This is a genomic window from Pseudomonas sp. NFX183 (assembly GCF_047943075.1).
GTDB lineage: Bacteria > Pseudomonadota > Gammaproteobacteria > Pseudomonadales > Pseudomonadaceae > Aquipseudomonas.
This window is the reverse complement of record NZ_CP181333.1, coordinates 2,692,219-2,705,733: the sequence shown is the minus strand read 5'-3', so window position 1 is coordinate 2,705,733 and position 13,515 is coordinate 2,692,219. Positions and strand designations below refer to the sequence as shown.

Below are 13,515 nucleotides of genomic sequence, written 5' to 3'. Positions count from 1 at the left end.
AACAGTTGCGCACATCCGCAGATTTATTTTCGCTTGGCCCTATCACTTTTTGATTCTCGTCCGGCACCTAGGCAATTGAGAAATGTTTCCATTCAGGAGCCGCCCTATGTCCCGCACGCTAGACACCTTGTTGCGCCCCAGCCTGTTAGCCGTGGCCATCGCCCTGAGCGCCCCGCTGGCGAGCACCACGCTGATTGCCGCCGAACAGGCTTCCAGCGTGCGCGCCTACAACCTGCCGGCTGCGCCGTTGGCCAGCACGCTCAACCAGATCGCCAGCCAGGCTGGCCTTGCGCTGACCCTCAACCCAGCATTGGCGTCGGGCAAGACCTCGGCACCGGTCAAAGGTCAGTTCGATGCGCAGGGCGCGCTGCGAGAGGCGTTGCGTGGCACCGGGCTGCAACTGGAGCAAAGCATCGCGGGGACGTTTACGCTGGTGGCGATTCCGGAAGGCGTTGTGGCGTTGGCTGAGACCAGTATCACCGGGCAAGGCAGCTATGAAAGTGCGTGGGGACCTGTGGACGGGTATGTCGCAACGCGCACAGCTGCGGGCACCAAGACAGACACACCAATCATTGAGGCGCCCCGCTCAATGTCTGTGGTCACGCGTGCCCAGATGGAAGACCGCGGCGTGCAGAACCTCGATGACGCTGTGCGCTACATGCCTGGCGTGATCGCCAGCAGCTACGGCAGCGATTCCCGAGCGGACTGGCTTCGAGTACGTGGCTTCGAGCCGACGCAATTCCTCGACGGTTTGCCGTTGCCCAAAGGTTCTTATGCCAACCCGAAACAGGAAACCTGGAACCTGGACCGCATCACACTGTTGCGTGGTCCAGCGTCCTCGGTATACGGGCAAACCCCGCCGGGCGGTATGCTCGACATGGTCAGCCGTCGCCCACAGGCGGAAAGCAGCAACGCCGTGCGCGCCGAAGTCGGTAGCAACAATCGCAAGCAAATCAGCTTCGACAGCACCGGCAAAATTGATGACCAAGGTCAGTTTCTCTACCGTGTCGATGGCGTAGTTCGCGACAGCGGTACACCTATCGACCATATCGAGGATAAGCGCTACAACATCGCGCCGAGCCTGACCTGGAACATAAACGACGACACTCACCTGACCCTGCTCTCGCAGTTCACCCGCGACGATACCGGTATCAGCGGTCAGTTTTTACCGTTGCAGGGCACCAAGCTGAGTTCGCCGGCGGGTAAGATTTCCCATCACAAGAACCTTGGCGAGCCGGACCAGGACTACTACGACCGCACATACTATGCCTTGGGTTATGCCTTCGATCATCGCTTCAACGATGTGTGGCAGTTCAAGCAAAACCTGCGTTACACCAAGAGCGAACTGGCTTTCAACACCACCTATTCCAGCTATGGCGATACCGCCGTCGGCGCAGATGGAATGCTCAAACGCATTTACGACAAAGTGGACGAAGACATCGCCCAACTGGCTGTCGACAACAACTTCCAGGCCGACTTCCAGACTGGAGCCCTGAGCCATACCCTGTTGCTCGGCCTGGACCACCAGCGCTCCAATACCGACTACCACTGGATCGAAGGCAACGCGGCGAGCATCAACCCGAACCGCCCAATTTACAACCAGCCACGCCCAGCGGGTGCGCCGTTCACCTTCTACGATTACAACCAGAAAACCGTGCAGACCGGCCTCTACATCCAAGACCAAATTGCCCTGGATAAATGGCGCCTGACCCTGGGAGGACGCGAGGACTGGATTCATACCGGCACAACGTTCTTCAACATGAATGACGCCACCAACACCCAACGTGACAAAGCCTTCAGCGGTAATGCTGGCCTCAGCTATGTATTCGACTCTGGCATCACGCCGTACATCTCCTATACCGAGTCGTTCCAGCCCACTGCTGGCGCCAGTGCAAGCGCGACCGAGTCGTTCAAGCCAACTCAGGGTAAGCAGACCGAAGTGGGTGTGAAGTACCAACCGGTAGGCAGCAAGACCCTGTTGACCGCCGCCGTATTTGACCTGCGCCAGCAAAACGTTTCGGTGACACAGAACAACATCACCAGTCAGATCGGCGAAATCAGCGTGCGCGGCCTGGAGCTGGAAGCCACGTCGGAAGTCACCGACAATCTGAAACTGGTGGGCTCGTATACCTACACCGACACCGAAATCCTCAAGGGTGACGATAAGGGCAACCGCATGAAGCTGGTGCCACGTAACCAGGCGTCGCTGTGGTCTGATTACACGTGGCATTCGGGTGTGCTGGATGGCTTTGGCGTAGGCGCTGGCGTGCGTTACGTGGGCGACACCTACGGCAATACTGCTAACACCGCCAATGGTCACGTTGGTTCCTATACCGTTTACGATGCTGCCGTGCATTACGACTTGAGCCGTATCAACCCGGTACTCGCGGGTGTCTCGGTGGATGTCACCGCCAAGAACATCTTCAACAAGGACTACTTGTCGACCTGCGACGGCGCTTGGTGCTACTACGGTGATGAACGCAATGTCGTGGCAGCTGTGAACTACAAGTGGTAAACCACTGACGCGGTCACCCAAGGGTCACGGTAACGCCGTGGCCCTTTTGCATTTGGATGAACCATGAAAAGCAAAACCATCCGCCGCTGGTCCTTCATCCACACCTGGACCAGCCTGATCTGCACAGTCTTCCTGCTGCTGCTCGCCCTCACCGGCCTGCCGTTGGTGTTTCACCATGAGATCGATCACCTGCTGGGCAATGAGCCTGAACTGGCGCAGATGCCCGCCGATACCCCGCAGCTGAACCTTGAGCAACTGGTGGCCAAAGCCCAGGCGCATCGCCCGGGTGAGGCGATGCAATACCTGGCGTGGGACGAAGACGACAAGAACGGCGTGATCGCAATCATGGCCGCCACGGCTGGCACCGAACCCAACTCGTCGCACACTTTCATGCTCGATGCGCGCACCGGTGAAGCCGTCGAAACCCCAGCGGCCAATGGCGGGCTGACGCTGTTCCTGCTGCGCCTGCATGTGGACATGTTCGCCGGCCTGCCGGGCAAGTTGCTGCTGGCCTTCATGGGCCTTTTGTTTGTGCTGGCGATTGTCTCGGGCACGGTGCTGTACCTGCCGTTCATGCGCCGCTTGAAGTTCGCCACCGTGCGCCAGGACAAGTCCACGCGCTTGCGTTGGCTCGACCTGCACAACCTGATCGGCGTGGTCACGCTGACTTGGGCGCTGGTGGTGGGCGTGACCGGTGTGATCAGCGCCTGCGCCGACCTGATCATCGCCGCCTGGCGCCAGGACAGCCTCAGCGCGATGATCGAACCCTACAAAAACGCGCCGCCACTGACCCAACGCGCGCCGGCCACCGAGCTGCTGAGCATTGCCGCCAAGGCCGCGCCCGGCATGGAGCCGGACTTTATCGCCTTCCCCGGCACGCGTTTTTCCAGTGAGCACCATTACGCGGTGTTCATGAAGGGCAGCACGCACCTGACCTCGCACCTGCTCACGCCGGTGCTGATCGACGCCAGCACCCTGGCCGTCACCGCTATCGCTGAGCGGCCGTGGTACATGGACGCCATGGGCATGTCGCAGCCATTGCACTTTGGTGACTACGGCGGCATGCCGATGAAGATTCTCTGGGCGGTGCTCGATGTGCTGACCATCATCGTGCTGGGCAGCGGCGTTTACCTGTGGATCGTGCGGCGCAAGGCGGCCAGGGTATGAAGCCGCGTCAGTCGAACTTCTGGAAGGTGTTTGGCATTCCGCTGGGAATTGGCGTGCTCAGCGCGGCCGGGCTGTTTGCCGCGTTGCTCGGCGATGGGCTGTGGGATTCATTGAGCTGGGTCGGTTTGGGGATTCCTGCAGTCATTGGTGTTTGGGCGTTATTCAAGCGGCGCGGCTGAGGGCGCTATCGCCGGCAAGCCAGCTCCCACCTTGAAATGCATTCCCCGAGTGGGAGCTGGCTTGCCTGCGATGAGGCCCTCAAAAACACCCAAAGCCCCTCTCGCCAGCCACCGCGCAACCCTCTAGGCTAGCCACTGCCCATTTCGAGGAATGCCCATGTCCACGCCCAGCATGACCTTGTTCCACAACCCTGCCTCACCCTTTGTTCGTAAAGTCCGCGTGCTGCTGATCGAAACCGGCCAGCAGGACCGCGTGGCCCTGCAAGGCTGCATGCCGACACCGGTCAACCCGGACGCGCAGCTGGTGCACGAAAACCCCGTGGGCAAGATCCCGGCCCTGCGCCTGGCCGACGGCAGCGCCCTGCACGACAGCCGGGTGATCCTCGATTACCTCGACCACCAGCATGTCGGCAACCCGCTGATCCCTCGCGACGGCTCGGCGCGCTGGCGCCGCCTGACCCTGGCCTCAATGGCCGACGGCATCATGGACGCCGCCGTGCTGGTGCGTTACGAAACCGCCATGCGCCCGGCAGAAAAGCACTGGGACCAATGGCTGGATGAGCAGCGCAACAAGATCCGTCGCACCCTCGCGGAGTTGGAAGCCAATGCGATTGCCGAGCTGGCCAGCCACTTCGACATTGCGTCGATCAGCGTGGCCTGCGCCTTGGGCTACCTCGACTTCCGCCACCCAGACCTGCAATGGCGCGCTGCGAATCCCCAGCTTGCCGATTGGTACGCCAAGGTCAGCCAGCGGCCTTCGATGCTGCAGACCCAGCCGCCGATCTGACCTTGTGCAGTGAGCCCGCTTCCTGTGGCGAGCGGGCTTGCCGTGGCGAGCGGGCTTGCCCCGCGTTGGGTGGCGAAGCCGCCCCAATCAATCAGAATGCGGTCCATCAGGCACTCCTCTGTGATGGGTTCTGGGGCTGCTGCGCAGCCCAACGCGGGGCAAGCCCGCTTGCCACTGCAACAGGGAACAGCAGGTTAATCCTCGCCACCAATTGCGTCTTTATCTGCTGATCTTCCCGTAACCCGATCATTGCACGGCCTCCAGGTCAAACTGCAGCGGCTCGGCCACCTTGCGCTTGCCCACGCCATACCAATCGAGTTTGCGCGTCAGCACCATCACTGTGCCCAGCAGCCCGAACAGCAACAGCGAGCCCATCAGCAGCGCGTAATCCTCGGCACTGAGCAGCCCGTACAACAGGCCATACAGCGCCGCCAGCCCCGCCGAAAAGCCCAGCCCATGGGCAATGCTGCGCAGCACATGGCACACGTAAAAGCCGATCAACAACACACAGGCGCTCGCCGACAACAGGTACGCCGGGCCAAAGCCGATGTGCTCGGACAACGACAACAACAGCAGGTAAAAGAACGCCAGGGCAACGCCCACCAGCGCGTATTGAATCGGGTGCACCGCCAGGCTCTTGAGCACTTCGAACAGGAAGAAGCCGGCAAACGTCAGGGCGATAAACAGCAGCGCGTATTTGATCGCGCGGTCGCTCTTGAGGTACTGGTCCACCGGGTCAATGAAGTTCACGCCAAAGCTGCGGTTGCTGAAACCATCACAGCTTCGCCCGTCCAGGCAGGTTTGCAGGGCTTGCTCCAGGTTGGTGGAGAAAAATGTGGTCTGCCAGTTGGCCGTGAAGCCTTTGTCGGTGACGGCCCGTTGAGCCGGCAGGAAGTTGCCGATGAAGCTTGGGTGGGGCCAGTTCGATGCGAGCGAGACCTCGCTGACCTTGCCCACCGGCACCACTTGCAGTTGTTCGGTGCCTTGCAGGCGCAGGTCAAAAGCGAAGTCCAGCACGGCCGGTTTCTTGCTGTCCTGTTCCGGCAATGCCACGTGCACGCCCTCCCCCAGCCAGTCCACTTGAGTACCCGGCGAGAAGTCCAGGCGTTGGTCGCCCAGCTCCAGTTTCAGTGCGTTTTCAATGCCGCGAATATCGCTGATGCCCACCGCCAGAAACGCTGGATCAAAGCGGTAATCGGCAAAGTCTTGCGTGATGCCCAGCTGCGCAGGCAGCTCGAAACGCCCACTGATGCGGGTGTCGGCATGGAACAGTCGCGCCTGGTAAATACCCCGCGACCGCAGCTCGGTTTGCACCTTGCCATCGAGTTCAAAACGGTCCGGCAGGAAATACAGACGACCGCGCTCTTCACGGTTTTCCTCGTAGCGTTTATTGAGCTTTTCATTGAGTTTCCACTCGCGCACGGTCTTGCGGTAAGGCACCACCATCACCGGGCCGTTGAGGTGCTGGCTGTAACTGGAGCTACGGGCGATATCCATCAGCACGCTGTCGCGGGCGTATTGGCGGTCAGCAATGATGCCGTTGATCATCAGCAACGGAATCAGCAACAGCAGAATCAGTAGCGCAATTGCGCCAAGTTTGAAAAGCAGGCTGCGGTTCATGGGGCTCTCCCTGTTTTGATGGGCAGAGCGTGAACCGCGCAGATGGGAGATTTATGTGGGCAATGTGGAGACTGTGTGGAGATGCAGCACCACTTGCACCCCGCCCTGCACATTGCCGATCTGCAACGCGCCGCCGTGCAGCTTCATCACTTCTTCAACAAAGTTAAGGCCCAGGCCGGTGCTTTTGCGCCCGCTCGCCGGGCGTGGCAGCGAGTAGAAACGCTCACTCAGGCGCGGCAAGGCGTAGTCGGGAATGGCCGCAGCCTGGTTGAACAGGCTGACCTGCACGTCGTTGTGCTGCGTGCGTGCGCTGAACCTCAACGTGCCACCGGGCGGCGTGAAGTCCAGGGCGTTATCGAGCAGATTACCCAAGGCCTGGCGCAGCAGGAACGGCTCGCCAAATACCTTCACATCCGCGCCAATCGCCTGTTCGACCTGCAAGCCGGCGCCTTCAATGCGCGCGCATTGAGCCTTGATCACCTCGTCGACCAAGGTCGCCAACGGCATGCTGACTTGCTCTTCCAAACCTTGGCGCTGCTCCACTTGGGCCAGGTTCAGCAGGCGCTCGATCAACTGTTGCAAGCGCGCGCTTTCACTGTCGATATTGCCGACGAAGCGCTGCTGTTGCTCACGGGTCATGTCGCCCTGCAACAGTTCCGCCGCACCACGAATTGCCGCCAGTGGGCTTTTCAGTTCGTGGGTCAGGGTGTGCACATAACGCTCGACGTAGGCCTTGCCCTCCAGCTGCGTGCGCATGTGCTCGACGGCGGTCGATAGCTGCTTGAGCTCGCCGCCGCGGTAATGCGGCAACTCGGCGCGCCGACCTTCGCTCACGGCCTGGGCATACGCCGTCAGCCGATGCAGCGCCACGCTCAGCCACCACGACAACAGTGCGCCGAGCAGCAGGCCGAGGATCACCAAGCCGGCGCCGTACCACAGCAGGCGGTGCTCGGTACGGTCGACATAGGGCTGCAACGAGCTGTTGGGCTTGGCCACGGTGACCACGCCGATGATCTGGCCGTTGTCGCGGATCGGCGCGCCCACGTGCATCACCGACGAGTTAGGGTCATTTAGCTCATTACGGGTCGACCGCGCGCCATATTCGCCGCGCAGGGTCAGGTACACGTCGTTCCATTTGGAATAGTCCTGGCCGACCGCCTCGCCCGTGGAGTCGAGCAACACAATGCCCTTGGCGTCCGTCACGTAGATACGGTGGTTGACCTGGTTTTTCGGCAGGCCCCAGATCGTCGCGCCCGGCTGGCGGCTGCCGTACGCCTTGAGCAGCTCCGGCCAGTGGCTTTGGCCGAGGGTGCCGTTCTTCACGTCCAGCCGCAGGATTTCGGCCAGCAGGTTGGCCGTGTCCACCAGGGTTTCTTCGGTGGACTGGCGCACGCCAGGGCGGATCTCTTTCATCACGGTGTTGAGCACAAAATAGCCGGTCAGGCCGATAAACAGCGCGTACACCAAAAAAATCCGCAGCCCCAGGCGCATCAGCTATGGCTCGGGCTGTAGCTGTAACCCAGGCCACGGTGGGTCTGGATCGGCTCGGCGTCGGCGGCCACGCTTCGTAGTTTGCTGCGCAGGCTTTTGATATGGCTGTCGATATTGCGTTCGTAGCCAGCGTCGGCAGGCACGCCCACCGCGTCGAGCAGTTGCTCGCGGCTGAACACGCGTTCGGGTTGCTCGAGCAGGCTTTGCAGCAAGCGAAACTCATGACGCGTCAGGCTCAGGGGCTGACCGCGGTAATGGATTTGCACGCGTTCCAGGTCAACCTGGAACACAGCAGGCGCAGCGCCTGGGCTGACGCGCTTGAGGATGGCCCGCACCCTCGCCGCCACTTCCCGCGGGCTGAACGGCTTGACCACATAATCGTCAGCACCGATCTCCAGGCCCACCACCCGATCAATCTCGCCGTCACGGGCGCTGAGAAACATCACCGGCACTTCACTGAAACGGCGCAATTGCTTGCAGGTTTCAAAGCCGCTGATGTCTGGCAGGCCGATGTCGAGGATGATCAAGTCAGCGGGCGACTGGCGCTGATGGGCCAGCGCCTCCTGGCCAAGGCTCAGCCAGGTGGTGGTGAAGCCCTCGCCTTGCAGGGCGAAAATCAGCGTGTCGGCTATCGCCGCTTCGTCTTCGACAATCAGGATATGCGGCATGTGGGTCCGTCAGCAGTCCGGTTTGTCGGCAGTGTAACGACGCGCCGGGTTCACCGCTGCGCCGAATTCACGCAGGGCCTTGGCGCCGATCAGCAGCGGGTAGTTGAAGCTGCTGCGGTCAGTGAGGTTGACCTCAACGGTGCGCTTGACGTTGCCCAGGCACATTTCCAGGTCGATCACCGGGCGCTTGGCCACGGTGGCCTCGTCCTTGTCATCGTCTTCGTCGGCGCGGCTCTTGATTTTGCTGATGCGCGAGACTTTGTGTTCGTAGACTTTGTTGGAAGCGTCCTTGCCGCCGAGGCGGAAGCGCACCCAATCGTCGCCATCGCGGGTGAAGGTCTCGATGTCTCGGGCCGACAGCGAGGCGGTCAGCGCGCCGGTGTCCATCTTGGCCTTGAAGGTTTCGCCGATCTCCGGCAACTGGATGTATTCGTAGCGACCGTAAAGGGTCGGTTCGGCGGCCAGGACAGGCTGGGCAGCCACAACAGGAAGAACGAGGGCGAACGCGGCAAGGAGCAATTTCACGAAGTGATTTCCTCGAAAGAAGTAGGCGGATTCTAGACCGCAAAGGCAGCACTTAGTTAGTTCTCAACCATACCGGGAACATTGTGAAACATTCGTCCAGCGATTTGCGATTTGGCCTCTAGACTCAGCTTGCTTATCATGGCCCGCCCACAGGATTCCAAGAGTTACTTATGCGCCGCCTGCTCACCGGCTGTTTCGTCACACTGCTGCTATTGCTCAACACCCTGGTGCTGTTCGGGCCGTTGATGCTGTTTGCCCTGCTCAAGCTGGTGGCGCCCGGGCGCTATCGCGACTATGCCTCGTGGGCCGTGATGTGGATCGCCGAGACCTGGGCTGAAATCGACAAGCTGATTTTTTCGCTGTGCATCCCCACCCAGTGGGACATCCGCGGTGGCGCGCAGCTGCGTGGCGACACCTCTTACCTGGTGATCAGCAACCATCAGTCCTGGGTGGACATTCCGGCGCTGATCCAGGCGCTCAACCGGCGCACGCCGTTCTTCAAATTCTTCCTGAAAAAAGAGCTGATCTGGGTGCCCTTCCTCGGCCTGGCGTGGTGGGCGCTGGATTACCCCTTCATGAAGCGCTACACCAAGGCGTTCCTGGCCAAGCACCCGGAGCTGGCAGGCCAGGACCTGAAAATCACCAAAGAGGCCTGCGAGCTGTTCAAGCGCCAGCCGGTGACCGTGGTGAATTACCTGGAAGGCACGCGGTTTAACGCGGCCAAACACAAGCAGCAGGATTCACCGTATGCCCGGTTGCTCAAACCCAAGGCGGGCGGCGTGGCGTTTGTGCTGGCAGCGCTGGGTGAACAACTGGATGCCGTGCTCGACGTGACCGTGGTCTATCCGCAGCAAAAGATTCCAGGTTTTTGGGATTTGATCAGCGGCGCGGTGCCCAAAGTGATCATCGACATTCGCACTCGGGAGCTCGACCCGGCGCTATGGCAGGGCGATTACGAGAATGATCCGGCCTTTCGCCAGACCGTCCAGAACTGGGTGAACCAGCTCTGGAGGGAGAAGGACGCGCGCATCGCCCAACTGCGCGCGGAGCCTATTTAGCTGCCAGTACCCCAGGCCGAGGCCAGCTTGCCCAACACCGATTCGTTGGCGCCCTGACCACCCAGGTATTGCAGGATCACCGGCGCAAACTTGCCGATCATGCTGTTATCCATGCCCAGCGCGCTGAAGGCGGTGTTCAGGTCGTTGGTGTTCTTCACGTTACCCAGCACGCTGTCCAGGCCGCTGGTCTTGCTGCCGCCGCTCTGGCCGAGCATCCCGCTCAAGGCGCCGAGGCTGCCCAGGGAGTTGTTCCCCGCGAGCTTATCCAGGCCGGGCACGCTTTTGCCCAATTGCGAATAGTCGGTGCTGCTCAATTGGTTCTTGGCCAGGCCCAGCATGGCGCCGGTACCGCCGACGGCTTGTTCAGGGGTGACGTTCAGTTGCGAAGTCAGGGCGCTCAGCAGGCCTGCGGTCTGAGAACTTGGCGCTGCTGCAGCCGCCTTGTTGTTGCTGCCCTGGGCGCTGGAAACGGCGTTGGCCACGTCACCGAGGCTGAAACCTGCGGCAAACACCGGGCTGGCGGCCACGGTCATCAGGCAGGACAGGGCAAAACCGCGTGAAATCTTCATCAAGACAACCTCTGAATGTAGGAGCTAAAAGCAGGCGTTGGACTGACAGTCCCGAAGGATTGTTCCCACCTGAAGATTAGTTCAGAAAAAGCTGCATCCAAATCACCCTACCGCGCGTATACCCAGCATGCACCGCTCGGAGTCGGATGGAATGAATGCTCAAGCTGGACTACCCTCTGCCTACCGTGCGCAGTCCCGTCGCCCTCGTTCGAGAGCCTGGAGAAGCCCTATTTCCACCAACGATGCTGACCCGTTGCAGCCCCTGCTGGCGCAGTGCGCCCTGGGCAACCGCCAGGCGTTCGAGACCCTCTACCGCAGTGTCTCGCCACGCCTGCACGGTGTTGCATTCCGGTTCATGGGGCGCAAGGACCTGGCTGAAGAAGTGCTCCAGGAAGCCTTTGTGCGCATCTGGTACAACGCTTCGCGCTACGAGGCACACTTGGCGGCGCCGATGACCTGGATGGTGAATATCACCCGTAACCTGGCCATCGACCAGTTGCGCAAGCACCGTGAACAGCCCTTGGCCGACGGCCAGCAGGACGCAATGCTTGACGACAGCCCCAGCGCCCACGAGCAACTCGACAGCGAGCGCGAGGCCCGCGCCCTGAACCGCTGCCTCGACACGCTCGATGGCATGCAGCGCCAATCGATCACCGTGGCTTACTTCCAGGGCCTGTCGTGCTCGGAACTGGCCGACCACTTGGCGGCGCCCCTGGGCTCGGTCAAATCCTGGATTCGCCGTGGCATGGAGCGCCTGCGCAGGTGCCTTGAATCATGAACTACCAAACCACCGCCCTGCGCCGCGCCCTCGCCGCCGACTACGCGATCGGCCTGATGCCGGCTACCGCCCGTCGGCGCTTCGACGCCCTGTTACTGGAAGACGCCGCGCTGCGCGTCGAACTCGGCCACTGGCAGGATGCGCTTGCCAGCCTGACCGGCGCGTTGCCCGAGCGGCCGGTGCCGAATCATGTGTGGGCAGGCATCAAGGCACGGATCGAGCCGCAAGTGCTGCATGTGCCAGCGAAGAAGCCGTTCTGGATGAACTTCCGTCTGCTGGCGGCTGCGTGCGCGGTCGTCGTCGCCGTGTTGGTCGGCGTGCTTTATCAGCGTGATATCGGCGCCGAGTACAAAGCCACGCTGGTCGCGGCCAACCAGCAACCGGCGCTGCAGATCCAGGCATTTGGCGATCACCTGCAAGTGGAGCCGTTGACGTTGGCGGCTGTAGAGCCGACGCGCGCTTTGGAACTGTGGGTCATCCCGGCTGGCGGAAAGCCGATTTCCCTGGGCTTGGTGCCTAGTGCCGGCAAGGGCCGAATCCAGTTGAGCAAGGAACAACAGGCACTGCTGACGGCACCCGTGACCCTCGCGGTCAGCCTGGAACCACAAGGCGGTTCGCCAACGGGCCAACCAACCGGACCGGTGCTGTACCAAGGCGCACTGGCTTCCCGCTGACACCACTCACCCCCTGTGGGAGCGGGCTTGCCCGCGATAGCGGTGGGTCAGCCAAGGATAGGTCAACTGGCCCGCCGCCATCGCAGGCAAGCCCGCTCCCACATTTTAATCTTCGTCGGCCAGGCGACTTGCTCACGGCGCTTGCAGGCCTAAGCACTCGACGCAAAAAGGGCGACCCATGGGTCGCCCTTTTGTTTGGCCTAAGCCTTACGCCGCACTGAACAACTTATGCGGGTCGATCACAAACTTCTTCGGCACACCCGCATCGAACTCGCCGTACCCACGCGGCGCGTCATCCAGGCTGATGACCTGCACGCCAACGATTTCGGCAATGTTGATACGGTCCCACATGATCGCCTGCATCAGCTGGCGGTTGTACTTCATCACCGGGGTTTGGCCGGTGTGGAAGCTGTGGGATTTAGCCCAGCCCAAACCGAAGCGAATGCTCAGGCTGCCCATCTTCGCGGCGGCGTCGACAGCGCCTGGGTCTTCGGTGACGTACAGGCCAGGAATACCGATTTTGCCCGCCACGCGGACCACGCCCATCAGCGAGTTGAGCACGGTGGCCGGCGCTTCTGCCTTGGCGCCTTCATGGCCGTGGCCACGGGCTTCGAAGCCTACGGCATCGACGGCGCAGTCAACTTCCGGCTCGCCCAACAATGCGGCGATCTGTTCGTGCAGAGGCGTGTCTTTGGACAGGTCGGCAATTTCAAAACCCTGGGCCTTGGCATGGGCCAGGCGGATCGGGTTGACGTCGCCGATGATCACCACAGCGGCGCCCAGCAACCGTGCCGAAGCGGCTGCGGCCAGGCCAACCGGGCCGGCGCCGGCGATATACACCGTGCTGCCCGGGCCGACGCCGGCGGTGACGGCGCCGTGGTAGCCGGTGGGCAGGATGTCGGAGAGGCAGGTCAGGTCGCGGATTTTCTCCATGGCCTTGTCGCGGTCCGGCAGTTTCAGCAGGTTGAAGTCGGCGTACGGCACCAGCACGTATTCGGCCTGGCCGCCGGTCCAGTCGCCCATATCGACGTAGCCATAGGCGCCACCGGCGCGGGCCGGGTTAACGGTCAGGCACACGCCGGTGTGTTGTTCCTTGCAGGAGCGGCAGCGGCCGCACGCGACGTTGAACGGCACCGAGACCAGGTCGCCGATTTTCAGGTTTTCGACGTCGCTGCCCTTTTCGATCACTTCGCCGGTGATTTCATGCCCCAGGACCAGGCCGGTCTGGGCGGTGGTACGGCCGCGCACCATGTGTTGGTCGGAGCCGCAGATGTTGGTGGAGACCACGCGCAGGATGACGCCGTGCTCAATCTTCCTGCCACGGGGGTCCTGCATTTTGGGATAGTCGATTTTCTGTACTTCGACCTTGCCGTTGCCGAGATACACGACACCACGATTACCAGACATGCTTTCACCTCGCTGTTGTTTTTATGGAACCGCGTTGCCCAGGCAGGCAGCGCGTTTAAGTGCTCGGGTTACAGATG

Annotated in this window: 13 protein-coding genes; 7 read left to right on the top strand and 6 right to left on the bottom strand. The window is 61.5% G+C overall.

The window, feature by feature from the left end; translation table 11 throughout:
• Positions 1-106: 106 nt before the first annotated feature.
• The 4 genes from ACM530_RS12440 to ACM530_RS12425 all read left to right on the top strand — a co-directional run bounded on the left by ACM530_RS12440 (position 107) and on the right by ACM530_RS12425 (position 4,648).
• The gene (locus tag ACM530_RS12440) at positions 107-2,515 is read left to right on the top strand and encodes a TonB-dependent siderophore receptor (protein ID WP_416364869.1); all 2,409 of its coding nucleotides are present in this window, start codon (positions 107-109) and stop codon (positions 2,513-2,515) included.
• A gap of 63 nt (positions 2,516-2,578) precedes the next feature.
• Positions 2,579-3,682 (top strand): PepSY-associated TM helix domain-containing protein, encoded by a 1,104-nt coding sequence (locus ACM530_RS12435; protein ID WP_145157513.1) that lies wholly within the window; start codon positions 2,579-2,581, stop codon positions 3,680-3,682.
• Positions 3,679-3,861, top strand: coding sequence for a hypothetical protein (locus ACM530_RS12430; protein ID WP_119737602.1), 183 nt, complete (start codon positions 3,679-3,681; stop codon positions 3,859-3,861). The genes ACM530_RS12435 and ACM530_RS12430 overlap by 4 nt, the downstream gene beginning before the upstream one ends.
• A gap of 157 nt (positions 3,862-4,018) precedes the next feature.
• Positions 4,019-4,648: a glutathione S-transferase gene (locus ACM530_RS12425; RefSeq protein WP_145157517.1), complete on the top strand. Its 630-nt coding sequence runs from the start codon at positions 4,019-4,021 to the stop codon at positions 4,646-4,648.
• 246 nt (positions 4,649-4,894) lie between these two features.
• Here ACM530_RS12425 and creD read toward each other — a convergent pair whose 3' ends face one another.
• From creD to ACM530_RS12405, 4 genes are read right to left on the bottom strand one after another with little or no spacing between them, the layout of a single operon-like run.
• Positions 4,895-6,268: a cell envelope integrity protein CreD gene (gene creD / locus ACM530_RS12420; RefSeq protein WP_416364868.1), complete on the bottom strand. Its 1,374-nt coding sequence runs from the start codon at positions 6,266-6,268 to the stop codon at positions 4,895-4,897.
• 51 nt (positions 6,269-6,319) lie between these two features.
• Positions 6,320-7,759, bottom strand: a complete 1,440-nt coding sequence (gene creC / locus ACM530_RS12415) for a two-component system sensor histidine kinase CreC (protein ID WP_416364867.1) — start codon at positions 7,757-7,759, stop codon at positions 6,320-6,322.
• Positions 7,759-8,427, bottom strand: a complete 669-nt coding sequence (creB, locus tag ACM530_RS12410; RefSeq protein WP_416364866.1) for a two-component system response regulator CreB — start codon at positions 8,425-8,427, stop codon at positions 7,759-7,761. The genes creC and creB overlap by 1 nt, the downstream gene beginning before the upstream one ends.
• Positions 8,428-8,436: 9 nt before the next feature.
• Positions 8,437-8,952 carry an ATP-dependent zinc protease gene (locus ACM530_RS12405; protein ID WP_145157525.1) on the bottom strand — a complete coding sequence of 172 codons (516 nt, stop codon included), beginning with the start codon at positions 8,950-8,952 and terminating at the stop codon, positions 8,437-8,439.
• Between the two features lie 170 nt (positions 8,953-9,122).
• Here ACM530_RS12405 and ACM530_RS12400 point away from each other — a divergent pair, with 170 nt between their 5' ends.
• On the top strand, positions 9,123-10,010 hold the full coding sequence (locus tag ACM530_RS12400; protein WP_145157527.1) for an acyltransferase: 888 nt from the start codon (positions 9,123-9,125) through the stop codon (positions 10,008-10,010).
• Here the strand turns inward: ACM530_RS12400 and ACM530_RS12395 are convergent.
• The gene (locus ACM530_RS12395; protein WP_145157529.1) at positions 10,007-10,579 is read right to left on the bottom strand and encodes a DUF2780 domain-containing protein; all 573 of its coding nucleotides are present in this window, start codon (positions 10,577-10,579) and stop codon (positions 10,007-10,009) included. The genes ACM530_RS12400 and ACM530_RS12395 overlap by 4 nt on opposite strands.
• Positions 10,580-10,730: 151 nt before the next feature.
• Here ACM530_RS12395 and ACM530_RS12390 point away from each other — a divergent pair, with 151 nt between their 5' ends.
• Both ACM530_RS12390 and ACM530_RS12385 read left to right on the top strand, forming a co-directional pair.
• Complete coding sequence (locus tag ACM530_RS12390; protein ID WP_416364865.1) at positions 10,731-11,357, top strand: sigma-70 family RNA polymerase sigma factor; 627 nt, start codon at positions 10,731-10,733, stop codon at positions 11,355-11,357.
• Positions 11,354-12,031, top strand: coding sequence for an anti-sigma factor domain-containing protein (locus tag ACM530_RS12385; RefSeq protein ID WP_416364864.1), 678 nt, complete (start codon positions 11,354-11,356; stop codon positions 12,029-12,031). The genes ACM530_RS12390 and ACM530_RS12385 overlap by 4 nt, the downstream gene beginning before the upstream one ends.
• 207 nt (positions 12,032-12,238) lie before the next feature.
• Here the strand turns inward: ACM530_RS12385 and fdhA are convergent, their stop codons facing one another.
• Entirely contained in the window at positions 12,239-13,438 is a 1,200-nt protein-coding gene (fdhA, locus tag ACM530_RS12380; protein WP_034116135.1) for a formaldehyde dehydrogenase, glutathione-independent, read from the bottom strand.
• Positions 13,439-13,515 lie beyond the last annotated feature (77 nt).